General features: G+C 61.7%; 26 protein-coding genes. 14 read left to right on the top strand and 12 right to left on the bottom strand.

Translation table 11 applies throughout. The annotated features are described in order from the left end of the window. Positions 1–58 precede the first annotated feature (58 nt). From ilvB to QM649_RS12665, 5 genes are all read right to left on the bottom strand, one after another. Positions 59–1801, bottom strand: a complete 1743-nt coding sequence (ilvB, locus tag QM649_RS12685) for a biosynthetic-type acetolactate synthase large subunit (protein ID WP_415199416.1) — start codon at positions 1799–1801, stop codon at positions 59–61. Positions 1802–1908: 107 nt separating this feature from the next. Next, positions 1909–2517 carry a 3-isopropylmalate dehydratase small subunit gene (gene leuD / locus QM649_RS12680; RefSeq protein ID WP_415199415.1) on the bottom strand — a complete coding sequence of 203 codons (609 nt, stop codon included), beginning with the start codon at positions 2515–2517 and terminating at the stop codon, positions 1909–1911. Continuing rightward, complete coding sequence (gene leuC, locus QM649_RS12675) at positions 2518–3948, bottom strand: 3-isopropylmalate dehydratase large subunit (RefSeq protein ID WP_415199414.1); 1431 nt, start codon at positions 3946–3948, stop codon at positions 2518–2520. Positions 3949–4027: 79 nt separating this feature from the next. Then, entirely contained in the window at positions 4028–5131 is a 1104-nt protein-coding gene (leuB, locus tag QM649_RS12670; protein ID WP_415199413.1) for a 3-isopropylmalate dehydrogenase, read from the bottom strand. Between the two features lie 76 nt (positions 5132–5207). Beyond that, positions 5208–6407, bottom strand: coding sequence for a 2-isopropylmalate synthase (locus QM649_RS12665; protein WP_415199412.1), 1200 nt, complete (start codon positions 6405–6407; stop codon positions 5208–5210). 124 nt (positions 6408–6531) lie between these two features. Here QM649_RS12665 and QM649_RS12660 point away from each other — a divergent pair, with 124 nt between their 5' ends. Beyond that, positions 6532–7452 carry a LysR family transcriptional regulator gene (locus tag QM649_RS12660; RefSeq protein ID WP_415199411.1) on the top strand — a complete coding sequence of 307 codons (921 nt, stop codon included), beginning with the start codon at positions 6532–6534 and terminating at the stop codon, positions 7450–7452. A 168-nt stretch (positions 7453–7620) separates the two neighbouring features. After that, a complete protein-coding gene (locus QM649_RS12655; RefSeq protein WP_415199410.1) occupies positions 7621–8217 on the top strand; it encodes an outer membrane protein in 597 nt (198 codons plus the stop codon). A 64-nt stretch (positions 8218–8281) separates the two neighbouring features. Here the strand turns inward: QM649_RS12655 and QM649_RS12650 are convergent, their stop codons facing one another. The 4 genes from QM649_RS12650 to QM649_RS12635 form a co-directional block, all read right to left on the bottom strand. Beyond that, positions 8282–8836 (bottom strand): outer membrane beta-barrel protein, encoded by a 555-nt coding sequence (locus QM649_RS12650; protein ID WP_415199409.1) that lies wholly within the window; start codon positions 8834–8836, stop codon positions 8282–8284. A gap of 222 nt (positions 8837–9058) precedes the next feature. After that, positions 9059–9616 carry an outer membrane beta-barrel protein gene (locus tag QM649_RS12645; protein ID WP_415199408.1) on the bottom strand — a complete coding sequence of 186 codons (558 nt, stop codon included), beginning with the start codon at positions 9614–9616 and terminating at the stop codon, positions 9059–9061. A 145-nt stretch (positions 9617–9761) separates the two neighbouring features. Beyond that, positions 9762–11564, bottom strand: coding sequence for a hypothetical protein (locus QM649_RS12640; protein ID WP_415199407.1), 1803 nt, complete (start codon positions 11562–11564; stop codon positions 9762–9764). Positions 11565–11740: 176 nt separating this feature from the next. Next, positions 11741–12814: an energy transducer TonB gene (locus QM649_RS12635; RefSeq protein ID WP_415199406.1), complete on the bottom strand. Its 1074-nt coding sequence runs from the start codon at positions 12812–12814 to the stop codon at positions 11741–11743. 440 nt (positions 12815–13254) lie between these two features. On the opposite strand from QM649_RS12635, the gene galE reads away from it, so the two are divergent. Together galE and QM649_RS12625 are read left to right on the top strand one after the other, a co-directional pair. Then, positions 13255–14244 (top strand): UDP-glucose 4-epimerase GalE, encoded by a 990-nt coding sequence (gene galE, locus QM649_RS12630; protein WP_415199405.1) that lies wholly within the window; start codon positions 13255–13257, stop codon positions 14242–14244. A 161-nt stretch (positions 14245–14405) separates the two neighbouring features. Further along, the gene (locus QM649_RS12625) at positions 14406–14552 is read left to right on the top strand and encodes a hypothetical protein (RefSeq protein WP_415199404.1); all 147 of its coding nucleotides are present in this window, start codon (positions 14406–14408) and stop codon (positions 14550–14552) included. Between the two features lie 164 nt (positions 14553–14716). Here QM649_RS12625 and QM649_RS12620 read toward each other — a convergent pair whose 3' ends face one another. Then, positions 14717–15736: a lysostaphin resistance A-like protein gene (locus tag QM649_RS12620; protein WP_415199403.1), complete on the bottom strand. Its 1020-nt coding sequence runs from the start codon at positions 15734–15736 to the stop codon at positions 14717–14719. A 213-nt stretch (positions 15737–15949) separates the two neighbouring features. On the opposite strand from QM649_RS12620, the gene QM649_RS12615 reads away from it, so the two are divergent. Together QM649_RS12615 and QM649_RS12610 are read left to right on the top strand one after the other, a co-directional pair. After that, positions 15950–16939 carry a DHH family phosphoesterase gene (locus QM649_RS12615; RefSeq protein WP_415199402.1) on the top strand — a complete coding sequence of 330 codons (990 nt, stop codon included), beginning with the start codon at positions 15950–15952 and terminating at the stop codon, positions 16937–16939. Between the two features lie 29 nt (positions 16940–16968). Continuing rightward, a complete protein-coding gene (locus QM649_RS12610) occupies positions 16969–18120 on the top strand; it encodes a glycoside hydrolase family 130 protein (RefSeq protein WP_415199401.1) in 1152 nt (383 codons plus the stop codon). A gap of 72 nt (positions 18121–18192) precedes the next feature. Here QM649_RS12610 and QM649_RS12605 read toward each other — a convergent pair whose 3' ends face one another. After that, positions 18193–18663 carry a metallophosphoesterase family protein gene (locus QM649_RS12605; protein ID WP_415199400.1) on the bottom strand — a complete coding sequence of 157 codons (471 nt, stop codon included), beginning with the start codon at positions 18661–18663 and terminating at the stop codon, positions 18193–18195. A 4-nt stretch (positions 18664–18667) separates the two neighbouring features. Further along, the gene (locus QM649_RS12600; protein ID WP_415199399.1) at positions 18668–19516 is read right to left on the bottom strand and encodes an ABC transporter permease; all 849 of its coding nucleotides are present in this window, start codon (positions 19514–19516) and stop codon (positions 18668–18670) included. A 195-nt stretch (positions 19517–19711) separates the two neighbouring features. On the opposite strand from QM649_RS12600, the gene QM649_RS12595 reads away from it, so the two are divergent. The 8 genes from QM649_RS12595 to QM649_RS12560 form a co-directional block, all read left to right on the top strand. Further along, on the top strand, positions 19712–21013 hold the full coding sequence (locus QM649_RS12595) for a glycosyltransferase WbuB (protein WP_415199398.1): 1302 nt from the start codon (positions 19712–19714) through the stop codon (positions 21011–21013). 94 nt (positions 21014–21107) lie between these two features. Beyond that, positions 21108–22193 (top strand): GDP-mannose 4,6-dehydratase, encoded by a 1086-nt coding sequence (gmd, locus tag QM649_RS12590; RefSeq protein WP_415199397.1) that lies wholly within the window; start codon positions 21108–21110, stop codon positions 22191–22193. Positions 22194–22208: 15 nt separating this feature from the next. Continuing rightward, positions 22209–23177, top strand: a complete 969-nt coding sequence (locus tag QM649_RS12585) for a GDP-L-fucose synthase family protein (RefSeq protein ID WP_415199396.1) — start codon at positions 22209–22211, stop codon at positions 23175–23177. Between the two features lie 319 nt (positions 23178–23496). Next, complete coding sequence (locus QM649_RS12580) at positions 23497–24174, top strand: HAD-IA family hydrolase (protein WP_415199395.1); 678 nt, start codon at positions 23497–23499, stop codon at positions 24172–24174. A 78-nt stretch (positions 24175–24252) separates the two neighbouring features. Next, a complete protein-coding gene (locus QM649_RS12575; protein ID WP_415199394.1) occupies positions 24253–24816 on the top strand; it encodes a glutathione peroxidase in 564 nt (187 codons plus the stop codon). Positions 24817–24840: 24 nt separating this feature from the next. Next, positions 24841–25554 carry a hypothetical protein gene (locus QM649_RS12570; protein WP_415199393.1) on the top strand — a complete coding sequence of 238 codons (714 nt, stop codon included), beginning with the start codon at positions 24841–24843 and terminating at the stop codon, positions 25552–25554. 100 nt (positions 25555–25654) lie between these two features. Continuing rightward, positions 25655–25828, top strand: coding sequence for a hypothetical protein (locus tag QM649_RS12565; protein WP_415199392.1), 174 nt, complete (start codon positions 25655–25657; stop codon positions 25826–25828). 168 nt (positions 25829–25996) lie between these two features. Then, the coding region (locus QM649_RS12560; protein WP_415199391.1) for an ATPase domain-containing protein at positions 25997–26420 on the top strand (424 nt) is incomplete at its 3' end.

The following is a 26420-nucleotide window of genomic DNA, read 5'->3' as shown; positions in this document are numbered from 1 at the left end:
ACGGTGGCAAATCTTTCCTGTGTCTGTGCTTCTGTTGCGGTCGCGGTTACAGATTCAGCTAGATGTCCTGTGCGGTCTCGATCAGCGGATTGTTGTCCGGTCTGCGGATCATCTCGTGCAGGGCCGAGCCCGCCGGGATCATCGGGTAAACCGAGTCTTCCTTCTCGACGTGGAAGTGCACCAGGAACGGGCCCTTGTGCTTGCGTGCGGCCTCGACCGCGGGTGCGACTTCCGCGCGCGTGCGGACGGTGATGCCGGGGATGCCGTGCGCCTCGGCCAGCTTTACAAAGTCCGGGCTGAGGATCGGCGAGGACTGGTAGTTCTTCTCATAGAAGAACTCCTGCCACTGGCGCACCATGCCGAGGAAGCCGTTGTTGACCACGGCGATGTTGATGTCCACGTTCTCCTGCGCGATGGTCGAGAGCTCGCAGGCGGTCATCTGGAAGCCGCCGTCGCCGGCGATGACCCACACTTCCTTCTCCGGCGCGCCGAACTTGGCGCCGATGCCCGCAGGCAGCGCGAAGCCCATGGTGCCGAGGCCGCCCGAGGTGATGAGCGAGCGCGGATCTTCGTGCTTGTAATACTGCGCTTCCCACATCTGGTGCTGGCCTACGTCCGTGGCCACGACCGCGTGACCGCCGGTGGCGTGCCAAAGGTCGTGCATCACGTGCGCCGCGTAGAGATGGCCAGTGTCGGGCAGATTCTGGATGTCGCGTACCGCGTCCTCGCCCTTCATCGCATTCACCTCGCGCACCCATGCGGACTCACCGCTGACAGGGGACAGGTGCGGGAGCAGGATGTCGAGCATCTCGGCGAGATCGCCGATGAGCGCGACATCGACCTTCACGTTCTTGTTGATCTCGGCCGGGTCGATCTCGATGTGAATCTTCTTCGCATCCGGCGCATAGGTGGCCAGCGTGCCGGTCACGCGATCGTCGAAGCGCATGCCGCAGGCGATGAGCAGGTCCGACGATTGGATAGCGTTGTTGACCCACGCCTCACCGTGCATGCCCATCATGCCGAGCTGCAGCGGATGCGTCGCGGGTACGCCGCCGAGTCCGAGCAGGGTCGTGGCAATGGGAATCTGCAGCCGTTCTGCGAGGGCAAGCACCTGTTCGCGTGCACCCGACTGGATGATGCCATGGCCTGCGAGGATGATGGGGCGTTTCGCATTGCGAAGCAGCTCTACGGCCTGCACGACCGACTCATTGTCCGAGCGGAGCATGGGGTGTGGGCGATAGGCCTTGGGCGCAGCTGCGGCGAAGTCGAAGTCCGCGGTGTTCTGCTGCGCGTCCTTGGTGATATCGACGAGCACCGGGCCGGGACGGCCGGAAAGCGCCACCTGGATCGCCTCACGCAGGGTCGAAGCAATATCCTCGGCGCGCGTCACCAGGTAGTTGTGCTTGGTGACAGGCAGCGTGATACCGGTGATGTCGACTTCCTGGAAGGCATCGGTGCCGAGCGCCTTGCTGCCGACCTGGCCGGTGATACAGAGCATCGGCACGGAGTCGAGCATGGCGGTGGCAATGCCGGTGACGAGGTTCGTCGCGCCGGGGCCGGAGGTGGCGATGGCCACGCCGATCTTGCCAGAGGCGCGCGCGAAGCCGTCAGCCATGTGCGCGGCGCCCTGTTCGTGGCGAACGAGAATGTGGCGGATAGGGAACTTGCGCAGCGCGTCGTAGACGGGCAGGATGGCTCCGCCGGGATAGCCGAAGACCTCGCGGACGCCCTCACCTTCGAGGGTGGCCCACACAATCTCGGCGCCGGTTAAGCGCGTACCTGCGATTTTCGCTTCGCTCATCTCATGCTCCTTGGACTTCACAGAGTCCTGTGCTGCGGTACCTGTTTCCTGTGTTGCGGAGAACTGCTGCGGGGCCTATGTCTCGTGGCCCCGCGATGTGACTTCTATTACTGTGCGACGACGGGCCGCACTGCGGTCCAGACGTCGGCGTCATGCTCGACTTCGAACTTGTCGAGTGCATCCGTGTGACGCAGCGTGAGGCCGATGTCATCGAGGCCTTCCAGTAGGCAGTAGCGGCGGAAAGCATCGATGGCGAAGCTGGCCGAGAAGCCCTGATCGTCCTGGATGGTGTTCTCTTCGAGGGAGACCGTCAGCGTGTAGCCTTCGTTTTTCGCAGCGCGATCCAGCAGCAGTTGCACCTGCTCTTCGGGCAGTGTGATGAGCAGGATGCCGTTTTTGCCGGCGTTCGAGTGGAAGATATCGGCGAAGGTAGAGGAGATCACGCAGCGGAAGCCGTAATCACCCAGAGCCCAAGCCGCGTGTTCGCGCGACGAGCCGCAGCCGAAGTTCTTGCCGGCGACCAGAATCTCTCCGCCTTGGTAGCGCGGCTGGTTCAGCTCGAAGTTCGCGTCCTTGCGCCAGTCGAAGAAGAGAAAGTCGCCGTAGCCGGTGCGCTCAATGCGCTTGAGAAACTGCTTGGGAATGATCTGGTCCGTATCGACGTTGATGCGGTCGAGCGGAACTACCTTCGAGGTAAGCGTGCGAAATGCCTTCATTTAGACCAGTACCTCCGTCTTGCGGAATTCCCATGTCCTGACGTCGGTAAAGTGTCCGGTAATGGCGGCTGCCGCGGCCATCATGGGGCTGACGAGATGCGTGCGGCTGCCCGCACCCTGGCGGCCTTCAAAATTGCGGTTGCTCGTCGAGGCGCAGCGTTCGCCGGGCTTCAGCGTGTCGGGATTCATGCCCAGGCACATGGAGCAGCCAGGTTCGCGCCACTCAAAGCCTGCTTCGCGGAAGATTGCGTCGAGGCCTTCCTGCTCGGCCTGCGTCTTCACCTGCTGCGAACCGGGGACGACCATCGCGCTCACGTGAGCATTCACATGATGTCCGGCAACAACCTTGGCGGCTGCGCGCAGATCTTCAATGCGGGAGTTGGTGCAGGAGCCGATAAATACGCGATCGATGGTGACCTCTTCGATCGGCGTGCCAGGCTTGAGAGCCATGTACTCGAGCGCGCGCTCAAAGCCCTTGCGGTCCGCATCGGACTGCGCATTGGCCGGATCTGGCACCGTCTCGGTTACAGATATCACCATGCCCGGGCTCGTGCCCCAGGTCACGTAAGGAGCAAGCTCGATCGCAGGGATTACCAGTTCGCGGTCGAACTTCGCGCCGGGATCGGTGGCCAGCTGCTTCCACGTTGAGACCGACTTCTCCCACGCTTCGCCCTGCGGCGCATAAGGCCGGCCCTTCAGGTATGCAAAGGTCGTCTCATCGGGAGCGATCATGCCGGCGCGTGCGCCCGCTTCAATGCTCATGTTGCACAGCGTCATGCGGCCTTCCATGCTCAGCGAGCGGATAGCCGAGCCGGCGAATTCGAGCACATAGCCTGTCGCGCCATCAGTGCCGATACGGCCGATGATGCCGAGTGCCACATCCTTCGCGCCAACGCCCTCCGGCAGTTCGCCCTCGACGGAGATGCGGAAGGTCTTGGCCTTATTCTGCGGCAGGGTCTGCGTGGCCATCACGTGCTCGACCTCGGAGGTACCGATGCCGAAAGCCAGCGCTCCGAATGCGCCGTGCGTCGACGTATGCGAGTCGCCGCAGACGATCGTCATGCCCGGCTTGGTGAAGCCCTGTTCCGGTCCGATGACGTGCACGATGCCCTGCTTGGGCGACTGCACATCGTAAAGCTCCACGCCGAAGTCGGCGCAGTTCTTGCGCAGCGTGTCGATCTGCTTGGCGGCGATGGCGTCCTCGATGATGAGGCGATTCGCCGTGGTGGGCACATTGTGATCGACGGTGGCCACGGTGCGGTCCGGGCGGCGCAGCTTGCGGCCCGCGATGCGCAGGCCCTCAAAGGCCTGCGGCGAGGTCACTTCATGTACGAGATGCAGGTCGATGTAGAGGATCGCCGGCTCGTTCGCCGGCTCAGCCACCAGGTGCTGCTCCCAGACCTTCTCGAAGAGTGTTTTCGGTGTCGACATAATCTGTAACTCCAACTGCTACAAAACTTGCTTCTGCGCCGAAGGCGCGTGTGCCTGGACGGCCAGTCCCGGTAAGTCCCTAGACAGCGTGCAGGGCCTGGCTGCGGTCGATGATCTCGTTCAGCGCCTCGAAGACCTTCTGGCCCATCTCCTGCGTCGTGAGCTTCTGCTTGCTCTCGCCACGGACGAGGTCGGCGGTGCGATAACCGGCTTCGAGCACCTTGCGGACCGCAGTCTCAATGGCCTGCGCGTCCTGATCGAGTCCCGCGGAGTGGCGCAGCAGCATCGCGCCGGTCAGGATCGCGCCAAGAGGATTGGCGAGGCCCTTGCCTGCGATGTCCGGAGCCGAGCCGTGGACCGGCTCATAGAGGTTCACCTTGCCGCCGACAGTGGCCGAAGGCAGCATGCCGAGCGAGCCGGTGATGACCGCGGCTTCGTCGGAGAGAATGTCGCCGAAGAGGTTTTCGGTCAGCACAACGTCGAAGTTGCGCGGGATGTTCATCAGGTGCATCGCGAAGGAATCGACATACTGATGGTCGAGCGCGATGCCGGGGTAATCCTTGGCGACTTCGGTCACCGTCGCGCGCCACAGCTGCGAGGTCTCGAGCACATTGGCCTTATCGACCGAGGTGACCTTCTGGCGGCGCGATCCGGCCAGCTCAAAGGCGACGCGAGCGACGCGGACGATCTCATCCCGCGTGTAGCGCATGGTGTTGTAGGCCGAATTGGTCTCGCGATTCCACTCACGGGGCTGGCCGAAGTAGAGGCCGCCGAGAAGCTCGCGCACAAAGATGATGTCCGCGCCGTCGGTGACTTCCGGCTTCAGCGGCGAGTTCACCGCGAGCGAGGGCCAGGCAAAGGCGGGGCGCAGGTTGCCGTAGCCGCCCAGCGCCTGGCGAATCTGCAACAGGCCGGCCTCGGGACGCTTATCCGGGGGAAGCGCGTTGAATTCGTTGCTGCCGACTGCGCCGAGCAGGACCGCATCGCTCTCGAGAGCCGCTTCCAGCGTGGATTCGGGCAGCGGGGTGCCGTGTGCCTTGATGGCCGCGCCGCCGATGACGGCTTCGCGGAACTCGAAATCGTGGCCGCCGAGCTCAGCTACCGAGCGGAGGATGCGTACTGCTTCAGCGGTAACTTCGGGACCAATGCCATCGCCGGCAACTACCAGCACCTTCAACTTCATCGTCTTCTCCAGAGTCGTTCTTTCGGAATCGTGTCGTTCGGCAGAGCCGAAGGTTATGAGGCGGAACTCCGCGGCTTTAGTGGGCCGCGGGCTCTTCGGCGATCAGGTCCTGATGCCGCTCGTGGTGCGCGACCAGATTGATGAGGTCCTGGTCGTAGATGTTCTTCTTGCGGTCGGCAACCTCGGTAAAGGCGCGATAGGCGACTTCGAGGTCTTCCGGCGAGAGCTTGTAACCGAGCTCAATGAGCCGCGCGCGCAGGGCGTGGCGTCCCGAGTGCTTACCCAGCACCAGGCGATTAACCGGCGCGCCGACAGAAGCCGGGGTCATGATTTCGTAGGTCAGCGGGTTCGAGAGCATGCCGTGCTGGTGGATGCCCGACTCGTGCGCGAAGGCGTTGGCACCGACGATCGCCTTGTTCGGCGCAGGACCGAAGCTGATGATCTTCGAGAGCAACTGGCTCACGCCCCACAGGTGATCCATCTTGATGTTGTTGGTCACACCGTAATGGTCGGCTCGGACATACAGCGCCGCGGCCACTTCTTCGAGAGCCGAGTTGCCGGCACGTTCGCCGATGCCGTTGATGGTGCATTCCACCTGGCGCGCTCCGCCTTCAATCGCAGCCAGCGAGTTGGCGACGGCCATACCCAGATCGTCGTGGCAGTGTGTCGAGAAAATGACCTTGTCGGATCCGGGAACGCGCGCGCGCACATCTTCGAACATCTGGCGATACTCAGACGGCGTGCCGTAGCCAACGGTGTCGGGCATGTTGATGATGGTCGCGCCGGCTTCGATCGCCACGCCGACCATCGTGCACAGGAAATCGCGATCGCTGCGGAAGGCGTCTTCCGGCGAGAACTCCACCTCATCGGCATATTGCACCGCTTGCTTCACGGACGCCGCCGCGCGCTCGAGCGCCTGCTCGCGCGTCATCTTGAGCTTGTACTGAAGGTGCAGGTCGGAGCTGGCCAGAAAGACGTGGATCCGCTTGCGCTCGGCATACTCAAGCGAACGGGCGGCGCGCTCGATGTCCTCGGCCTTGGCGCGGGCAAGCGAGCAGATCACCGGTCCGCGAATCTCGCGGGCGATAGCGGTGATGGCTTCAAAGTCGCCATCGGAGGCGATGGCGAAGCCGGCCTCGAGGATATCCACACCCAGGTCGGCGAGGCCGCGAGCCATCTCGAGCTTTTCCGGTTGAGTCATGCTGCAGCCCGGCGATTGCTCGCCATCGCGCAGCGTTGTATCGAAGAAATGTACGGTATCGGGGAGTTTCGACATGATCGCCTGCCTTGATCTTGATTCTGCCAAACCAGACTGTATTATTCAAATTTATAATTTCTACTGAATTGATAAATGTCATTAATACTGCTGGCGATCTCGCTCTAGGGTAAAGATTTTATTTATGGACCTTTCGCAGCTTGAAACCTTTCTTGCCGTGGTCGAAGAACGCGGGTTTTCCCGCGCCGCGAGCCGGCTGCACCGCACCCAGCCAGCGGTAAGCCTGGCGATCCGGAAGCTGGAGGACGAAATCGGCGAGCCGCTCTTCGAGCGTAGCTCGCGCGAAGGCACGCTGACCGCCTCCGGTGAGCTGTTGCGGAACTATGCGGAGCGTCTGCTGGGGCTCCGCAGGGAGGCCACCAGCGCTCTCGAGCAGCTGCGGTCGCTCGAACGGGGCCGGCTGCATATCGCGGCCAATGAATACACCTGCCTCTACCTGCTGCCGGTGCTGGACGAATTCCGGCGGCTCTGCCCGCACGTGAGCGTCATGGTGGAGCGGGCGCTGGCCAGCCGTATTCCCGACCAGCTGATGGACCGCTCCGTGGAGCTGGGAGTGGTGACCTTCGCGCCCCAGGATGCCGCGATCGAGGCGGTGAGTGTCTACACAGACTCGGTAGTCTTCGTGGTAAACCCCCGCCATCCGCTGGCGCGGGAGAAGGAAGTCAGCATCCGGCAGCTGGGGGCGGAGAGTTTCATCGCGCACAACGTGGTTTCACCACTGCGGCGGCGGGTCATCGCCCTGTTCGAGCAGCACCAGACCCCGCTCAATATGTATGTCGAGCTGCCCAGCCTCGAGGCGATCAAGCGTTTCGTGGCCATGGGGAACGGGGTGGCTCTGGTGCCGGGGCTCACCGTGCAACAGGAGCTGGCGCGAGGGGAGCTGGTGCAGGTAGCCGTGCCCGAGCTCAAGATCGAGCGGCAGCTGCTGCTGGCCAGGCGGCGGCAGGGGAGTCTTTCCTACGCGGCCCAGGCTTTTTTGAAGGTCCTGGAGGCCGTTGCGGAAGAACGCGGCGCACCTTTTTGCTACCGCCCGGCGGGGTCGTGAAGTCCAATGCATGAGTTTGATTGGGAAAGGCCTTCCATCCTGCTGTCGAAAGCCGGATGGACAGGTACAATGGCCAGAGTGGACCGGGGACATTCGCGGCGCCACATATCTTTATCACCAGCCGCAGAGGCATAGGCCCGCAGCCGCGGGTCCGAGGTTCACGAACGAATGAAGAAACGTCTGTTGATGTTGTTGCTGCTTCCGCTGATGGCGGCAGCGTGCTTTGCCCAGGAGAGCCGCCAGGACATCAGCGTAAGCGGCACGGCCCTGATTCCTCCCTACATCGCCGGTAACTCTGTACTGATGCATGCAAACACCGGCTACGGAGCTCTGATCAGCTACCGCTACCTGCTCACCCCGCGCAGCGGCCTCGAGCTGAATTACCAGTATGGCCAGGAAGTTCTGCACTTCACGAACCCGACGAACAACATCATGATCGACAGCCGGTTTCAGGAAGTTTCGGGCGCGTACGTCTACAGCTTCAACTACCGGAACTTCAATCCGTTCCTGGAAGGCGGCGCTGCCGGCTTCATCTTTGGGCCGATTGATAATTCGACCACGACGCTCCAGGGTCTCAGCAAGAACACGAACATCGGCGGCATCTATGGCGCAGGTGTGGCGTATGAGATCAGCCCCAGCTTCGACATCCGTACCGAGTATCGTGGCCTGGTGATGAAGACCCCGACCTTCGGACTGGAGAATCTGAAGACCGGCCGCTACTACAACATCTTCCAGCCCACGATCGGTATCGCGTACCACTTCTAAACGAAGCCCGATCCAGCAACCCAAGCCGCCGGCCAGTCCGGCGGCTTTTGCTTGTCATGAGAGGCTAGCGGGCTCCGAGCAGACGGTAGGAGACGCCGATGCTGAAGCCGTTCGGCGAGAGGCCGTTACTTGCCTGGCCGGGAAAGCCCGGAGCCGAAGGCAGGATGTGGTACTCGTAGTCGCCGCGCACGGCCCAGTGGCGGTTGACGCGGTAATCGACAAAGCCGCCCGGAGCGTAGGTAAAGTAGCTGCCCGTGCCGATGTGAAGCGGATAGTTGATCCAGTCGCCACCCAGCAGGAACTTCGCGTCGAAGGAGAAGCGGCGGTAGCGGTAGAGGCGGTACTTTACGCCGCCGAGGTAATTCTTCTGTGTCTCGCCGCCGTTGCCATTCCAGTCCATAAAGCGGGCTTCGCCTTCGATTCCCAGCTTCTGGTTGAGGTTGTAGTCGAAGAAGAGGCCGGGGCCGACGACGCGGGACTGCGGATCGTAGTCTGGGTTGAAGCTGGAGAACTCTCCTCCGACCCAAAGGCTGGCGTTGCCCCCCTGAGAAGAAGGCGCGACCTGGGCAAAGGCGGTTGAACTGAGGAGAACGCCACATACAAGAGCTTTTCTTAGCACGTGAGAATGCACTCCGGTCCTATATTTGGCGTTTTCACATCTGCCCCACAGGAATCTGCGGGGCAGATGGCACCTGCGGCGGTGGAAATAACACGCTCTGGAAATAAGACGCAAACCGCCATGATGGCGTTTGGCCGGGAACCTGTAGAAGAGTACAGATTCCCGATGGCAGGGCTGGAAAACGTGCCACAGTGAAACTCCAAACGGGCCGCCCGGGAGGCGTTACCGTGCGCCGAGCAGGCGATACGCCACACCGATGCTGAATCCATTCGGCGTCATCCCGTGGCTGGGGTTGCCGTCATCCAGGCCCGGAGCGGCGGGTAGAAAGTGGTACTCATAATCGCCGCGGACGGCCCAATGCCTGTTCACGCGATAGTCGACGAATCCACCGGGCGTGAAGGCAAAATAGCTGCCGTTGCCGATGTGCTCCGGGTAGGTGATCCAGTCGCCGCCGAGCAGGAACTTGGCGTGCAGCGAGAACCTGTTGTAGCGATAGAGCCGGTACTTCACGCCGCCCAGGTAGTTGCTTTCCTTTTCGCCGGAGTCTCCATGCCAGTTCATGAAACGGGCTTCGCCCTCAAAGCCCAGCTTCGGAGTGAGATTGAAATCGGCAAAGACGCCGGGGCCGACCACGCGGGATGAAAAATAATCGGGATTAAACGAAGAAAACTCTCCGCCGACCCACAGGGTGGCGTTGCCGCCCTGGGCCGAAGGCGCAGATTGAGCCAGTGCAGCAGCGGTGCTCAACAGCACGCCGCATACAAGAAGTTTTTTAAGCACGTTAGGAATGACTCCAGTTCCGGAAGCTTTTGCAATTTTCTCATCCGCACGTGAGCCGGCGGACAGTCCGCACAAACAAAACCGCCGGTACAGGTCGGGCCTGCACCGGCGGTCTTGCTATGCCTTGGAACGACTGAGACGCAGGCTACTGCTGGGGCGTCTGCGGCGCCGGCTGGTTGGCCGGGGGAGCCGCATTGCCTCCGTTGTCTGCCGGAGCCTGCTGCTGGGCCGGAGCCGCTGCTCCGCCGTTGTCAGCCGGAGCGGGTGCCGGGGCTGCGGGCGGCGTGTAGCGCATCAGGCGGTAGTAGATCGGCGTCACCTCGAACGGCATCTTGTCCCGGGCGCTGAGCAGCGCGGCAGGCTTGACGTTCAGGCCGTAGACCTTGTCGTCCCACGAGTCGGTGCGCAGGCGGCTGTTGAGCGGCAGGGCAGCAACCTGGGTCAGATCGTTGATGTTGAGCTTCGGCGCGCCCTGGGCCAGGCCGGCAAGCCATGGGGTGCCGTCAGCCTTGAGGAGCGAGTCGCCGAGGCGCGGGGTCAGCAGTGCGGTGAGCGACTTCTGACGCACGGCAAGCTGCTGGAAGAAGAGACCGACCGAGCCGGACTGGGCGTTCTTGTCCTTGTAGATCGAGTTGTTGAACAGCTCGACTGCCTTCTTGGCGGCCGCGTCGTTATCCGCCGCGGTGTGGTTCATATTGATGCGCTGGAAGGCGGCTTCGTCCGGGAAGAGCAGGCGGTCGTTAAACGCATAGCGGGTATCGGTGTGGTGGCCGAGGACGATATGCGCAAGCTGGAAGGTAAGGATCGCAGCCAGGCCCTCTTCCGAAGGCAGCGTGTCGATCAGGCCCTTGCTGACCAGGATGGTGTTGCCGATCGACAGCGACTCCAGCGTCGAGGAGAGCAGCACGCGGCAATGGATGTCATCAGGCAGCTCGATCTTGTTGCCGATGATGACGTTGTTGGTGACGGTCTCGAGAACCTTGTCGAAATCGCTCGGCGGAGCGAGCAGACCGGCCTGGGTGAGGCGGTCGAGCACGTTCTGCTCAGCCTGCGAAACCCACTGGCGCTGGGCCTGCAGCGGGCTCATATCCTGCGACTGGCCGCTCTGGTCCTGCGCGCCTTCGATCTGGATCGACTCGTTATCGCTCTCGTTCTGCGGCAGCTTGAGCGAGTAGCCCCAGAAGTAGGTCTGGGCGCGGAAGCCGAAGTTCTTCCGGGAATCGCCGGTCTGGGACTCTTCGACATAGATGGCGGTGGGCAGCCAGGCGCCGGGCTGCACGTTGGTGCGCCAGCTGTCGAAGTGGTAGTAGTGAGCGACCTCGTCGTCCTTGCCGCCGGTGTAGGAGCCGTTGAAGCGGACGACGTGGCCGTCCTGATCCTCAACCCAGATACGGCCGAAGAAGCGGCCGGCGCCCTTCACCTCGGGCTTGGGACGGACGTCGAAGACCATGGTGCGGACCGAACCGAGGAAGTCGCGGCGCACATAGGTGAAGACGTAGTGCTGCTGATCGAAGCCGGTCGGATCGATGAACATCATGTCCATGAAGCCGGTGGCCGAGTAGGTGATGTGGAAGCTCTTGGTCAGGCCGGCCAGGTAGCCGATGCTGCCCTTGAAGAAGCCCTTGCCGCTGCCCTTGCGCGAATCGTACGGATTGGCCGAAAAGGTCTTGCCGAAATCGACGCGGGCGATGCTGTACTCGTCCGAGAGGGGTACGGAGTAGAGAGCCGGATCCGGGCGCAGGTTCTGGATATAGGTCTGGACGAGCGGGGTGCTCTTCTCGATCTGTTTGACCGTGTCCTTTTCGTCGGCGACAGCCTTTTCGATCAGGGCAGACTGCTCAGGCGTGAGCGGCACTGGGGGAGGATACTTCGGGGCTTTCTTGGCCTGGGCGGCGGAGACACCCAGCAGCAAAGCCAGACCCATGGTCGAAAACTTGCGCAAATACATTTACAGGCTCCTCATGAAAACTTTCGAATCTGCGAAACCGAGATTACCCGGCCGGGAACAGCCTTGTTTCCTTGCGGATGCGTTTCCCGGAAAAAGGGTTGAACCGAATGCCATATTACCGATCGCAAATGTCTGGTCGAAGAAGGCGGCTTCCCGGTGAGGAGAAGCCGTCAGACTCAGGCCAGCTGGAACGTTACGTGAATGACCGTTACTTCATCCACTGGATGACCGTCCTTGGTCGCGGGCTTGAAGCGGATACCCTGGGCAACGGCGCGGGCCTGTTCGTCCAGACCATGGCCAAGACCGCTGATGACCTGCAGAACTTCCACCCGGCCGTCGGCGCTGAAACGGACCTGAAGGGCGACATCCCCTTCCACGCGCGCCTGGCGGGCTTCGGCAGTGTAGGTAGCGCGGGGTTTGGAGATGACCACGATCGGGGTGGACTGGGCCTGCTGCGGAGCTGCCGCGGCGCGGGGGCCAGCCGATCCGAGTCCGGTACCGCCGAAGCCGCTCTGGGCAACCTGGCCGGTGCCGCCGGGACGTCCGGTGCCGCCAACCACGCCCGAGCCGAAGCCGGCCGAGGCGACAGTGCCATGATCATGTCCGCCGGCCACGCCGCCGGCTACACCCGAGCCGAAGGCCACGCCCTGCACGGTGCCACGGCGGGCAGCGCCAGCGCCGGAGTTCGTGCCGGGAGCCGCGTCGAAGGAGCCGACCGCCTGGATCGTCTGGCGGGTCGAGTTCGGGTTCGGATGCGCGCCATTCGGATCGCCGAAGCCGCCGGTTTTGACCGTGGGAGCTGCCTGGTTATTGGCGACGGCCGTGGGCTTGGCGCTCTCAAAGAGGCCGACCTTGGGCTGCGGCGGAGGAGCAACGGCCTTCGGCGGCGCCGGGGCTATATTCGGAAGCTTGGGCTCGACATGAACCTCCGCCACCTTGGGCGGCTCGACCACGGGCTTGGGCGGCTCAACCTTGATCTTGGGCGGTTCCACTACCGGCTTGGGCGGAGGAGGAACGATATGGACCTTGGGGACCGGGGGAATATAAGGCTTGGGCGGCGGTGGAGGGAAAACCAGGGTAGTGGAGTTGTATTTCTCCACCTTGACCTCGTGAACCTTGGCTGCGGCAAAGAGCAGGAGCAGGGCGCCGATCGTAGCATTGACGACCATGCTGACGCCGAAAGAGCCAAATCGAGACTTGGGCTCGGGCAGAAGTCCAAAAGAGGAGTCGTTCTCGGGTGTGCTGACCATAGGTTCCTTGAAGAAATCACTCGTTAGATGACGAAAGTGCGCAGACTGTCGTCACCGCAACTTGTGCATGCGAAATGCCATTTTTCCGGGGAAAGGAAGCCACTCGTACCCTGTACCCCGAAATCGAGGCGTCTGCTCCGCCTCGTTCCTTTCTCTGCACCGGTTTCGGGGCAGGAGGGACGAAGGTTCTTGCTACCAGCGTAACGCGAAAGTACACGGTAGATCGATATTGTTACTTTTGTAATGGGGGATGGCGGAAATTTGTAATCCGAGTACAGGTTACTAATCTGTGGCCGCTCGTGTCGAGATATTTTCGGGTAATTTTTTCGTTCCTGTGAGAAGACGAATAAATAGTACCGGGATGCCAATAAGGAGGGAATCACCCATGAAGCCTGCTCCCAACATAGAATGGGGGCTACTACGCACCAAGGAGACACGCTTTGCGAATTTTGGTTACGGGCGGCGCCGGATATATCGGCGGAACGGTCGCCCAGTTGCTGCTCGACTCCGGACATCAGGTCGTTGTGTATGACAACCTCAGCCACGGTCATCGTTCGATGATTCCGGCGGCGGCCGAGTTCGTCGAGGGCGAACTGGCGGACCGGGAAAAACTCGAACGTGTCTTGCATAGCTCTATAGACGGTGTCATGCACTTTGCAGCTCTCATTGAAGCGGGCGAAAGCATGAAAAAACCGGAGCTTTATTTCCGCAATAACAGCGCGTCAACGCTCACACTCTTCGAGGCGATGCTGGCGACCGGCGTGAAGCGGCTGGTTTTCTCCTCGACGGCTGCTGTGTATGGGGAGCCGGAGTCGACGCCGATCCTTGAGGACGCAAAGCTGCAGCCGACCAATCCTTACGGCGAGTCGAAGCTGGTGGTGGAGCAGATGCTGAAGTGGCTCAACCACGCGCACGATTTCCGCTATGCCAGCCTGCGCTACTTCAACGTGGCCGGCGCGATCGAGGGCCGTGGCGAAGCGCACGAGCCGGAATCGCACATCATTCCGCTGATCCTCGATGTGGCTCTGGGCAAGCGCGAGAGCATCAAGATCTTCGGCAAGGATTACCCCACCAAGGACGGCACCTGCGTCCGCGACTACATTCATGTGCAGGACCTGGCGAAGGCTCACCTGCTCGCCTTCAACGCGCTCAAGGACCACAGCCGCCTGATCTACAACATCGGTAACGGTGTGGGTTTCACGGTGCGTGAGGTGGTCGAGTCGGCGCGCCGCGTGACCGGTCATGCCATTCCCGTCGTGGAAGAGCCGCGGCGTCCGGGCGATCCGGCGGTGCTGATCGCGAGCTCGGAGAAGATCGGCAAGGAGCTCGGCTGGAAGCCCGAATACGCGGAGCTGGACGGCATCATCGCCAGCGCGTGGAAGTGGCACCAGGAGCGCTATGCCAAAACCGGTGGCTCGCACTCCCACTAAGAACGGATTCCGCAGCAAAAACGGCATCGCCCTTCAAGGCGATGCCGTTTTGCTTTGCCTCCGTTCTCTAGCGCAACTGAGGCAAAGAAACCTGTGACCGCGATCACAGACGATGGCTCGGGAAGCGAGGAGACTGGGCTTAGAGGTTGGAGGGAATGAGCATGGCCACGGCTTTCGGCGCGTCTTCACAAAAGAGCTGCAAGGACTATTGCGTGCATTGCGAGAACTGCAATCACAACATCCCGCTGATTGTGCTGGCAGTGCATATGACCACGCAGCGCAAGCCCTGCCTGGTCCAAATCCGCTAGACATCTTCTTTCGAGTATTTCGGCAGCGCTGCCGCTGGGTGTCCCCTCATGCAGCGCAGCTGGAATGTGGCCTGCACTGATAGGCCATGGTCCCGGCCTGCCCGCGATCGGGCCGGGACCATTTCTTTTTTGTCCTACTGCTTTGCGTTCCTCTATGGATTCCGTTATTCCGCCGAGGCCGCCAGGCGCTTCTCGCGCAGCCATGCCGGCTGCCAGCCCTGTCCGGCGAATGCCGCCGGACCGCGGCGTCCCCACCAGAGTGCGATCAGCAGCGCGATAAGCAGGAGCAGCGGCAAGCCGAAGAGGCTGCCTTCCGGGCCGGTAAGCCCTCCGCTCAGGAGGATATTGCCGACCGGATGTTCGGAAAACAGGCGTCCCTGGGAGACCAGGCCGCTGTCCGAGGTGCCATAGAAGTAGGACTCACCCCAGTCCCACGCCGCGTGGAAGCCGATCGCCCACCACAGCGAGCCGGTGTACCAGAGGCTCAGGCAGAAGACGAGGCCGATGGCTCCGGCCTGAAAGAGGCCGACCGGCGATTCGCCGGGGTTGCCGGTGTGGACGAAGCCGAAGAGCACCGAGAACAGCAGCGCTCCCCACCAGAAGCCGACGCCGCGCGTCATCGTGTACTGCACATAGCCGCGCAGGATCGACTCCTCGCAGAGGCCGGTGCCGAGAAACGACAATCCCCAGCCCAGCCCGTAAGTAAGGATGGCGCTGCCATGCAGCGTCTGTCCGTCGAAGACCAGGTAGCCGCTCTTCCAGAGCACGAGCACCAGGGCGCTGATGGCGGCAAAGCCACAGACGAGGCCGGCGAGGAAGCGTGGCAGGCGATGCGTCCCCTGTAGACCATAAGAGAGCGGCGAGCGCCGTTCGATGAGGGCGAGGATGACCGTGGCCGCGGCTACGGCAAAGAGCTGCAGTCCTTCGTTCACCAGGCCCGTGCTCACGGTGAACTGCTTCGGCATCGGCTTCCAGTGGAAGACGGCGTGAATCGCCATGCCGCCCGCAATCAGCGCAATCAGGAAGAGCACCACGAAGGCGGCGATACCCCAGCCGGCGCGCAGGCCGCTGCGCCCCCAGAGGATCCACTCGATGCCGTGATCCTCGTTGCGGGCGGGTGGAGGCGTCGGAGCTGGTCCGGAAGGTGAAACGGGCAGAGAGGGCTGCAGGGTGGGGTCGCTCACTCGATCATCCTACTTTCACAATGCAGATTTTGAGGCGCTTTCCTGAAAAATACGTGGCGCCGAAAGCCGGGGTTCCCTTGCCCGGTCACACCCCGGAAGCCGGCGAGCTCCCACCGGAGAGCGATTCGCGCGGATGCCTTGACAACGCGGCCAGTCCCGGCAATCCTAAACATTTCCTGATTCAGAAATTTTGTTGCAGTGGAGCAAGCCCGTTTGAAGGTTCGCGTTTTCTATCACGATAAGTGTTTCGATGGGGCCTGCTCGGCTTCTCTGTTCACCCGGTTTCATCGCGAATGCATCGCGAAGGACGCCGAGTACGAATATCACGGGCTGGTGCACCGCGCCGGTGCGCTGTTCAACGAGGCCGACTTCATCGGCGACGAGAATGCGATCGTCGACTTCAAGTATTCCGCATCGCCCGAGATCACCTGGTGGTTCGATCATCACCTCAGCGCGTTCCTGACTCCGGCCGATCAGCAGGACTTTGTGAAGGGCGTGGAAGATGGCCATTACGCAATGCGCCGCTTCTACGACCCGACATACACCTCCTGCACCAGCTTCCTCGCGCACATTGCATCGACGAAGTTCGGCTTCGATGCGGCGCCGGTGGCCGACCTGGTGAAGTGGGCGGACATCGTGGATGGCGCGCTGTATGAGAGCCCCGAGGCCGCGGTCGAGATGGCTGCGCCTGCGATGAAGCTGACGCTGGTGATCGAGTCGATCCAGGACCCGACCTTTATTCCGCGCCTGATTCCGCTGCTCACCTCGATGCCGCTCGGCGAGATTCTCAAGCAGCCTTTCGTGGCCGAGCTGCTGCCGCCGCTGCTCGAGCGCCACGAGGAGTCGGTGAAGCTGATCCGCGAGCGCTCGGCGGAGAACAACGGCACGATTTACTTCGACGTCTCGGACCATCAGCTTGAGGGCTACAACAAATTCATCCCGTACTACCTGCATCCGCAGGCGACCTATTCGGTAGGGCTCTCGAAGTCGAGCTTCCGGACCAAGGTTTCGGTTGGCTCGAATCCGTGGACGAAGGCCGATCCGGCCAAGATGCTGAACCTGGCGACGATCTGCGAGCGCTATGGCGGCGGCGGTCATGCCCGCGTGGGTGCGATCTCGTTCCCGCCGGATCGTTCCGATGAGGCGCGTGCAGCGGCGGCGGAGATTCTGACCGAACTGCGAGCCCACAACCCGTTCGCATAAGCGATCGACCAAACTCACAGGAACAGGCGATGCGTGCTGCTGCTCTTGCTCTCACACTGACGGTGTTTGCGGGGGCAGCAGCTCTCGCTCAAGTCTCTTCCGGAGAGACCACTCCGCAATCCTCCTCGCTGCCGGGCTGGGCGATCGGCCCATTCACGCGCCCCGCGGAGGGCAATCCGGTGATCACACCGGACGCAAAGCCGACATTCGAAGACCCCATTTCGCACCAGCCGGTGCGCTGGGAGGCGCTGCATACCTTCAATCCGTCAGCGGTGGTGAAGGACGGCAAGGTCTACGTGCTCTATCGCGCCGAGGATGATTCGGGGGGCATGTATATCGGCGGCCACACCTCGCGGCTGGGGCTTGCGGTGAGCGACGACGGCATTCATTTTCATCGTGAGGCAACGCCGGTCTTCTATCCCGCCGAGGATAGCCAGAAGGAGCTCGAATGGCCGGGCGGTGTCGAAGACCCGAGGCTGGTCGAGTCGCCGGATGCCGATCCCGCTCACCGTTACGTGCTCACTTACACCCAGTGGAATCGCAAGACCTACGCGGTCGGCATCGCGACCTCGCCCGATCTTGTTCATTGGACCAAGCACGGTCCTGCCTTCAAGGGCGCTGCCGGCGGAAAATATGACAGCTTCCGTTACAAATCTGCGGGAATCCTCACCGGAATCGTGGACGGCAGGCTAAAAGCTGTAAAGATCGACGGCAAATTCTGGATGTACTGGGGCGAAGGCGCGATCCACCTCGCAACGTCGCCGGATCTGATCCACTGGACTCCGCTGGAAGATGGCAAGGGAGCTCCGGAAGAGCTGCTGAAGCCTCGTGCCGGGCGCTTCGATTCCTTCTTTCCCGAGACCGGTCCGCCTCCGGTGGTGACGGGGCAGGGGATCGTCGTCCTCTACAACGGCAAGAATGCAGCCGACGGCGGCGATCCGAAGCTGGGTGCTGGTGCGTACGCGGCGGGCGAGGCGTTATTCGATGCGGCGAATCCGTCACAGTGGAAGGCACAATTGGACGCGCCGGTGCTCAAGCCGGAGCTGCCATACGAGAAGACCGGCCAATACGCGGCAGGCACGACCTTCGCCGAGGGGCTGGTGCTCTTCCATGACAAGTGGTTTCTCTACTACGGTTGCGCGGATTCGCTGGTCGCGGTGGCCGTCGCTCCGTACAAATAGGGTGTAGGAGGAGGGTATAGAGCATCGCGAGATGCAGGGCTCTAGACTTTTCTATCCTCTAAACCCTCACGTTCACCCCAGCGTCACCAGCTGCGGCTCGATCCTGTCGTCTTCAATCAGCAGAAATCCAAGCGAGATAGGCAGAGAAAAGCGGCGAGGTCCTGCGCTTCCGGGATTGAAATAAAGCACATCCTTCTTCCACTCGATCAAGGGCTGATGCGAGTGTCCGCTGATGACCGCGGCGATGCCGGCGGCCGTGGGATCGAGGTCGAGCTCATGACGGTCATGCAGCATGTAGATCGACTTGCCCCCGAGCTCGACGAGTTCGATCGCGGGCAATTCGGAGCAGGGGCCCTTGCGGTCGATGTTGCCGCGAATCGCCGTGACGGGCGCGATGGCGGCGAGCACATCCAGAATGGCCGGATTGCCGATGGCCGGATCGCCGATGTCCCCGGCATGGAGGATCGCCTCTGCGCCACTGAGCGCGGCGAGTGCTTCGGGGCGAAGCAGGCCGTGAGTGTCCGAGATTACGCCGATGCGCATGCGGCTACAGCCCCATGCCGATGCGGGTACGTGGATCGAGATAGTCGCGGAGCGCGTCGCCCAGGAAGTTGAAGCAGAGCACGCAGAGCATGACGGCGAGCGCAGGAAAGACAACCAGGTGCGGGGCGTCGAAGAGGTGCGAGCGGGCCTCGTCGAGCATGGAGCCCCAGCTGGGTGTAGGCGGCGGAACGCCGAGTCCGAGAAAGCTGAGAGTCGCCTCGGCCAGTACCGCTCCGGCCATGCCGATAGCCGACTGCACGATCAGCGGTTGCAGGATATTCGGCAGGATATGTTTCAGGAAAATGCGCAGGTGGCTGGCGCCGAGGGCGCGGGCGGCTTCGACGAATTCACGCTCCCGGACGGCAAGCACCTGGGCGCGGACCAGGCGCGCGTAACCGACCCATCCTCCAATGGATAAAGCGAGTACGAGGTTCGTCATGCCGGGGCCGAGGAAAGCCACAAAGGCGATGGCCAGCAGGATGCCGGGCATCGCCATGAATGCGTTCATCAGAAATGTGTTGATGGCGATGTCGATAAGACCGCCGCAGTACCCTGCAAGGCCGCCGAGCACAATACCAGCGGAAAGCGAGCAGGCGACCACCAGGACGGCAACGCCCAGCGAAAGGCGCGCGCCGAAGAGGACGCGGGCAAAGATGTCCCGCCCCAGTTCGTCGGTGCCGAACCAGTGCGCCGTTGAAGGGGAGGACAATCGATGAGCCAGATCAATGGCCGCAGGATTTTCACGGGCTGCCCAGGGCGCCAGGAGCGCGAGGCCGAGCAGGATCGTGAGGATGAAAAGTCCTGTCCATGCAAGCGGTTGTTGCAGGATTTTCCGGTTGGCGGCTAGGCTCATGAGTCCCATGGTAGAGCAGGTTGCAGGGATGGAAAAAAGGGGGACAGGAACCGCCCGGCAATTTATTACACCGATAATTGCAAATTCTGCAAACGGCTATAGGCCACGAGCAGAAAAACTGGCATCATAGCCGCAGACCACGGCCGAAGAGAAAAACGCAGGTCTCCGGACAAGATAGGAGATCAGACACCGCCAGTGTGCCGCTGGCTGAGGTTGAAAGGGCGCGAAGTGCGAATACTTCTCTTGGGGCTCAATTACTCTCCAGAACTGACCGGCATCGGAAAGTATTCAGGAGAGATGATGGAGTGGCTCGCGGAACAGGGCCACGAGGTGCGGGTGGTCACGGCGCCTCCTTACTACCCTGAATGGCGTATCCGGGAGGACTACGGATGGTGGGAATACCGCCGAGAGCAGTCGCCGGCGGGGGCCACCATCTATCGCTGTCCTCTCTATGTTCCCAGCCGGCCCAATGGCCTGCGGCGCATGCTTCACCTCGGATCGTTCGCGGCCAGCACCCTTCCGGTGATGTTGAGTCAGGCCTTCTGGCGGCCGGACGTAGTGATGACGATCGAGCCAGCCCTTTTCTGTGCGCCCACGGTTGCGCTCATTGCCGCGATGTGCGCTGCGCCGGCGTGGCTGCATGTCCAGGATTTCGAAATCGATGCGGCCTTTGACCTGGAGTTGCTGCCCGCCGGAGGCATGATCCATCGTTTCGCGCTGTTTTATGAGCGCACGGTCATGCAGACCTTCGACCGCGTGTCGAGCATTTCACCGAACATGGTGCGGCGGCTGGGTTCGAAAGGCATCGAGAAAGAAAAGACGGTTCTGTTTCCCAACTGGGTCGACGTGGACGAAGTGATGGCCTCTGCGCCGGGTACGCAGGCAAATGCCTATCGTCGCGAACTCGGCATCCGTGACGACCAGATCGTTCTGCTCTACTCCGGAAATCTCGGGCACAAGCAGGGGCTGGAGATTCTGCCCATGGTTGCCGAGGCCCTCAAGGATCGCGAGGATCTGCACTTTATTTTCTGCGGAGACGGAGCCTATCGCCGGCCGATCGAGCAACTGACGGTCGATCTCCCGAATGTCTCCCTGCTGCATCTCCAACCGAAGGAACGTCTGAATGAGCTTCTCAATGCCGCGGACATCCATCTGCTTCCTCAGCGCGCCGACGCGGCCGACCTGGTGATGCCGTCGAAGCTCACCGGCATGATGGCCAGCGGACGTCCGGTGCTTACGACCGCCGCCCGGGGTACGCAGCTGGCTGAGGCCGTAGAGGGCTGCGGCGTGGTGGTGCCTCCGGGCGACGCCAATGCCTTTATCGCTGCGGTCTCTCATCTCGCTGCTGACCGGGAGCTGCGCCTGGAGCTGGGATTGGCTGCGCGCCGCTATGCCGAGGAGCACATGGGGCGGGATTACGTCCTGCGCCGCTTCGAGAAAGAGATGCTCAGCCTGCTGGCCTCCGAGCCTGCTCTCAAGGTCTTCGAGCGGCCGTAGGCGAAGAGCGACAGTGGTTTCAGAGGGAAGTCATGGAATCCGTGCAGGGCGCCCATAGAATGAACGCTATCGTGAAAGACAGGGGTTTCTCCGTTTGAAAAAAGCTCTCATCACCGGGATTACCGGCCAGGATGGCGCATATTTAGCGGAACTGTTACTGAAGAAGGGATACGAGGTGCACGGCATCAAGCGCCGCTCCTCGCTCTTCAATACCAACCGCATCGATCACCTGTATGAAGATCCCCACGTGGAGAGCCGCAGGCTGATCCTGCACTACGGCGATCTCACGGACTCGAGCAGCCTGATCCATATCGTGCAGAAGGTGCAGCCGGACGAGATTTACAATCTCGCGGCGCAGAGCCACGTGAAGGTGTCCTTCGAGGAGCCGGAATACACGGCGAACTCCGATGCGATCGGGCCGTTGCGTCTGCTGGAGGCGATCCGCATTCTGGGCCTCGAGAAGAGTACGCGTTTCTATCAGGCCTCTACCTCCGAGCTCTACGGTCTTGTGCAGGAGATTCCGCAGAAGGAGACGACGCCGTTTTATCCGCGCTCGCCCTATGCGGTGGCCAAGCTCTACGCCTACTGGATCACGGTGAACTATCGTGAGGCCTACGGAATCTACGCCTGCAATGGCATCCTCTTCAATCACGAGTCGCCGATGCGAGGCGAGACCTTCGTCACGCGCAAGATCACGCGCGCCCTCTCCCGCATCAAAACCGGCCTGCAGGAAACGCTCTGGATCGGCAACCTGGATGCGTTGCGCGACTGGGGCCATGCACGAGATTACGTCGAAATGCAGTGGCTGATGCTGCAGCAGGATGAGCCGAAGGACTACGTGATCGCGACCGGCGAACAACACAGCGTGCGTGACTTCGTGAACCTCACGGCCGAGCTGCTGGAGATGCCGCTGCGCTGGGATGGTTCCGGCGTGGACGAGCGCGCCTACGATGAAAAGGGGCAGCTGGCGGTCGCAGTCGATCCGCGGTATTTCCGTCCGACTGAGGTGGAGACGCTGCTGGGCGATCCCTCGAAGGCCAAGCGCGAGCTCGGCTGGGTGCCTCGCACCACGTTTCAAGAGTTGGTGCGGGAGATGGTGGATGCCGACTACGAGGCAGCCAAGCGCGACGCGCTGGTGAAGAGCCACGGCTACACGGCTTACAACTTTCACGAGTCTTAACCAACGGAGCAGGGCTTGGAAAAGACGAGCAGAATCTTTATCGCCGGTCATCGCGGGCTGGTGGGCAGCGCGATTCGGCGCGGACTCGAACAGCAGGGCTATACAAACCTGTTGCTGCGCAGCCGCGCAGAGCTGGACCTGACGGACAAAGCCGCGGTGCTGGCCTTCTTTGAGCAGGAACAGCCGGAGTATGTCTTCCTCGCTGCAGCGAAGGTGGGTGGGATCGTCGCGAACGATACGTACCCGGCAGACTTCATCCGCGAGAATCTCGAGATCCAGACCAACGTGATCGATGCCGCCTATCGCAGCGGCGTAAAGCGGCTGCTCTTTCTCGGCTCGAGCTGCATCTATCCAAAGCTCTGCCCGCAGCCGATCAAGGAAGAGTATCTGCTGACGGGGCCACTCGAGCCGACCAACCGCGCCTATGCGCTGGCGAAGATCGCGGGCATCGAGATGTGCTGGTCCTATAACCGGCAGTACGGCACACAGTTCCTCGCAGCGATGCCGACGAATCTCTACGGGCCGAATGACAACTTCGATCTGAAAAACTCGCACGTGCTGCCCGCGCTCATCCGCAAAGCCGCAGAGGCGAAGGCTGCGGGTGCGAAGAGCATCACGGTGTGGGGTACAGGCACGCCTCGCCGCGAGCTGCTCTATTCGGATGATCTCGCCGAGGCCTGCCTCTATCTGATAAGCCTGCCGGAGGCGGAGTTCGCCAAGCTGCTCACCGCCGACGAGCCGCCGCTGATCAACATCGGCACGGGGGAAGACCTCACGATCCGCGAGCTGGCGGAGCTGGTGTGCAGGGTGGTGGGCTTTGAAGGCGAACTGCTCTTCGACACCACGCGTCCCGACGGCACACCGCGCAAGCTGATGGATGTAAGCCGCATCAAGGCTCTCGGCTGGCAGGCAACGACGCCGCTCGAGGAAGGCATCCGGCGCGTCTACGAGAATGTGAAAGAGATGTTTCTCACCAGTGTGTAGAGGCTGATTGTCCGAAACAACATTGTCATTTCGACCGGAGCAGGACGGCTTTTTGTCCTGCGGAGTGGAGAAACCTGCGTTTGAACCTGCACATAGAAAATCGCAGGTCCCTCCACTTCGCTTCGCCCTTCGGGCTTCGCTTCGGTCGGGATGACAGATTGATTGGGAAGAGGAGCTACCTACTGCACCTACGCAAGCCCTGGCCACACTCTCTGAACCGTGAAGCGCGACCAGCGGGAGCGGGTGCCGAAGGCGAATCGCTCCACGCGCAGTGGGGCCTGGACGGCCAGTCCCGTGAAGCGGCTGGTAGGCTGGAAGTATGAAGACAAAGGTTCGCGGCATTCTCTTCGATATGGATGGAATCCTCGTAAGCTCGCTGGGCTCGGTGGAGCGCAGCTGGGCCAAGTGGGGCGAAATGCGTGGGGTAGACGCCGCGACGGCGATCAAGACGGCGCATGGTCAGCGGGCCATCGACACCATCAGGCTCCTGCGCCCGGATCTCGATGCACAGGCAGAACTCGATGTGATCGAGGAGATCGAGATCGAGGATAAGGACGACATCCAGGTGCTGCCCGGCGTGAAAGCATTGCTCACGTTGTTGCCGAAAGACCGTTGGACGATCGCGACCTCGGCGACGAAGAAGCTGGCAAAAGCCCGCCTGGGTTACGCCGGTCTCACACCGCCGGAGGAGTTCATCTCCGCCGACATGGTGACGCACGGCAAGCCGAATCCTGAACCCTACCTGCGCGGTGCCGCTTTGCTCAGCTTCAAGCCCGAAGAGTGCCTGGTGATCGAAGATGCTCCTGCCGGCGCGAAGGCCGGTCACGCCGCGGGATGCAAGGTCCTGACGACGCTCTTTTCCCACTCGGTCGAGCAGCTGGAGTTTGCCAACTGGATCGTGACCGATCTTACCGCCGTGAATTTCACGGTCGAGAGCGACGGCATTTCGCTCGAGTTCGAGCCGGTGTCGCGAGAAGTGGCCGAACAGGCGCTGTAACCCGGCCCTTCTGTACTGTATCGGCGATCCGCTATGATCGCTGTGCCTTCGCTTCTGCGACGGAAAAGAGAGGGAACGATGCGCAAGCCTTCGTTGTTGGGAATGGTGTGTCTTTCGGTATTGATGAGCGCGGGTGCGGCCATGGGTGTTGCTCGCAGCATTTATGACTTCAAGCTGACGACGCTCGAGGGCGCACCTGCAAACCTGCATGCCTACAAAGGCAAGGTGGTGATGCTGGTGAACGTGGCCAGCAAGTGCGGTTACACGCCGCAGTACGGCGCGCTCGAAGCTCTCTATAAGAAGTACGAGTCGCAGGGGCTGGTGATCGTGGGCATCCCGGCGAACAACTTCGCCAGCCAGGAGCCGGGCACAGCGGTCGAGATCCGCAGCTTCTGCACGCGCACTTATGGCGTGACTTTCCCGATGATGTCCAAGGTCTCGGTGAAGGGCGACGATGAAGCTCCGCTCTATCACTTCCTGACCGACAAGAGCACCGATCCGCAGTTTGCGGGCGACATTCAGTGGAACTTCACCAAGTTTCTCTTCGACCGCAGTGGCAAGCCGGTGGCTCGCTTTGAGCCTGCGGTCAAGCCGGACTCGCCCGAGGTGACCTCGGCGATTGAAGCGGCGCTGAAGCAGTAAGAGCATCTGGCAACAGGGAGCGGCATGGCATTCACGGTTGAGCCGGAGATTTTCGACGAGCGCAAGATGCGCACGCGCAATAAGAAGCACTACCGCGTGTCGCACTGGCCTATCTGGATCTGGGTGTTTTTTCTCGCACCTGGACCGATGACCTTCAGCCTCTTCGCCCATGGCGGAAGCCGCGGCAACCTGATCTGGCTGGGCGTGGTGCTGGTGTGCACGGGCATCGCGCTGCTGGCCGGTCAGCTGCCGGGCTGCGAACCCGCTCCCTACATCCTGCGCTTCAATGAAGACCGTCCCAACCCGCTCTATCGCAAGGTCTGTTACAGCTTTGCCTGGAACGCGCTCCTCAACTTCATGCTGCTGAACCTCATCGGCCTCGCCGTGGCTGTGGCGACGGGCAAGTGGTACCTGCAGCAGATCTACTGGAAGGGCTACACGCCCATCTGCGTGGTGGTGCTGCTGCTGGGAGCCTTCGGGCTGCTGCCGCGTGTGGGCAAATCGACGCGTGGCGAAGGCACGGAGCGGCGCTACTTCTACGGTGCCGTATGGTCGATCACCGCAGCGCAGACGACGCTGCTGGTTCTATGGAAGACCCTGCCGAAGAATCACACGACGGATATCGTAAAGTTGGTCATCTATTCGGGAGTGCTGGTTCTTATGGGCACGCTCTCGGCCTATGGCAAGCTGCCGCGCACACGGCCGATTCAGCCGGGCGAACTGATCGTCGCGGATTGATGGCTGGCCGGTTCTCGGGATAGGCCAGCCTTAGAACTTCCTTATATCTTCCTTGCGCCAGCCTTGCGACGCGTCATGTCCACTCTGTATGGAGGGTGGTGTGCTCGGTCGCTGGCTGGCATTGGCCGTTTTGGGAGGATGCTCCGTGCTGGGAATCGCGTTTCTGTTCTGGGTGCTGGTGATGCTGGTCCGGGAGAGCCGGCGTCAGCCGTCGGCGACGCCCTGCACCCGGATGCGGCGGCGGATTGCCGAGCTGCGCGATTTTGGCAGGTGAGCCTCGACGCTGTGCTTTGTTGAAGATACGAAGCAGGCATTACCTAAGTTTTTGGTTTTTCTTCGCCCCTCGCAGATTCGATGCTAAGATGACCTCAAGCCGCACTGTCCCGTTTCAAAACACCTCCCGAAACGAGCTGAGTGCGCGGCCTGACTGGAGATTTTAGACGTGGCAGATGACCGTTCCCGCGCCGTAGAACTGGCGCTTTCGCAGATCGAAAAGCAATTTGGCAAGGGCTCCATCATGCGCCTGGGCAGCAAAGAGGCGGTGGTGCCGATTTCGACGATCTCGACCGGGTCGATCTCCTTTGACGCAGCCCTCGGCGTGGGCGGCGTGCCGCGTGGCCGCGTGATCGAGATCTTCGGACCGGAATCCTCGGGTAAGACCACCATTACGCTGCAGATCATCGCCGAGGCCCAGAAGATGGGCGGCATGGCAGCCTTTGTGGATGCCGAGCACGCGCTCGATCCGATCTACGCGAAGAAGCTGGGCGTGGACGTGGACAACCTGCTGGTTTCGCAGCCGGATTACGGCGAGCAGGCACTTGAGATCACCGAAGCGCTGGTGCGCTCGGGCGCGATCGACGTGCTGG

This window comes from Silvibacterium sp. (assembly GCF_047605705.1).
Lineage (GTDB): Bacteria > Acidobacteriota > Terriglobia > Terriglobales > Acidobacteriaceae > Silvibacterium.
This window is presented reverse-complemented; position numbering and strand designations above follow the sequence as displayed.

Bases quoted from the DNA above. Each gene is read 5' to 3' on its own strand.
- QM649_RS12660 (WP_415199411.1), top strand. From the start codon at position 6,532: ATGGACCTTTCGCAGCTTGAAACCTTTCTTGCCGTGGTCGAAGAACGC.
- QM649_RS12665 (WP_415199412.1), bottom strand. From the start codon at position 6,407: ATGTCGAAACTCCCCGATACCGTACATTTCTTCGATACAACGCTGCGC.
- QM649_RS12610 (WP_415199401.1), top strand. From the start codon at position 16,969: ATGCGTGCTGCTGCTCTTGCTCTCACACTGACGGTGTTTGCGGGGGCA.
- QM649_RS12640 (WP_415199407.1), bottom strand. From the start codon at position 11,564: ATGTATTTGCGCAAGTTTTCGACCATGGGTCTGGCTTTGCTGCTGGGT.
- ilvB (WP_415199416.1), bottom strand. From the start codon at position 1,801: ATGAGCGAAGCGAAAATCGCAGGTACGCGCTTAACCGGCGCCGAGATT.
- QM649_RS12600 (WP_415199399.1), bottom strand. From the start codon at position 19,516: ATGAGCCTAGCCGCCAACCGGAAAATCCTGCAACAACCGCTTGCATGG.
- leuB (WP_415199413.1), bottom strand. From the start codon at position 5,131: ATGAAGTTGAAGGTGCTGGTAGTTGCCGGCGATGGCATTGGTCCCGAA.
- QM649_RS12575 (WP_415199394.1), top strand. From the start codon at position 24,253: ATGCGCAAGCCTTCGTTGTTGGGAATGGTGTGTCTTTCGGTATTGATG.
- QM649_RS12655 (WP_415199410.1), top strand. From the start codon at position 7,621: ATGAAGAAACGTCTGTTGATGTTGTTGCTGCTTCCGCTGATGGCGGCA.
- QM649_RS12605 (WP_415199400.1), bottom strand. From the start codon at position 18,663: ATGCGCATCGGCGTAATCTCGGACACTCACGGCCTGCTTCGCCCCGAA.
- QM649_RS12635 (WP_415199406.1), bottom strand. From the start codon at position 12,814: ATGGTCAGCACACCCGAGAACGACTCCTCTTTTGGACTTCTGCCCGAG.
- QM649_RS12570 (WP_415199393.1), top strand. From the start codon at position 24,841: ATGGCATTCACGGTTGAGCCGGAGATTTTCGACGAGCGCAAGATGCGC.
- leuC (WP_415199414.1), bottom strand. From the start codon at position 3,948: ATGTCGACACCGAAAACACTCTTCGAGAAGGTCTGGGAGCAGCACCTG.
- QM649_RS12625 (WP_415199404.1), top strand. From the start codon at position 14,406: ATGGCCACGGCTTTCGGCGCGTCTTCACAAAAGAGCTGCAAGGACTAT.
- leuD (WP_415199415.1), bottom strand. From the start codon at position 2,517: ATGAAGGCATTTCGCACGCTTACCTCGAAGGTAGTTCCGCTCGACCGC.
- QM649_RS12580 (WP_415199395.1), top strand. From the start codon at position 23,497: ATGAAGACAAAGGTTCGCGGCATTCTCTTCGATATGGATGGAATCCTC.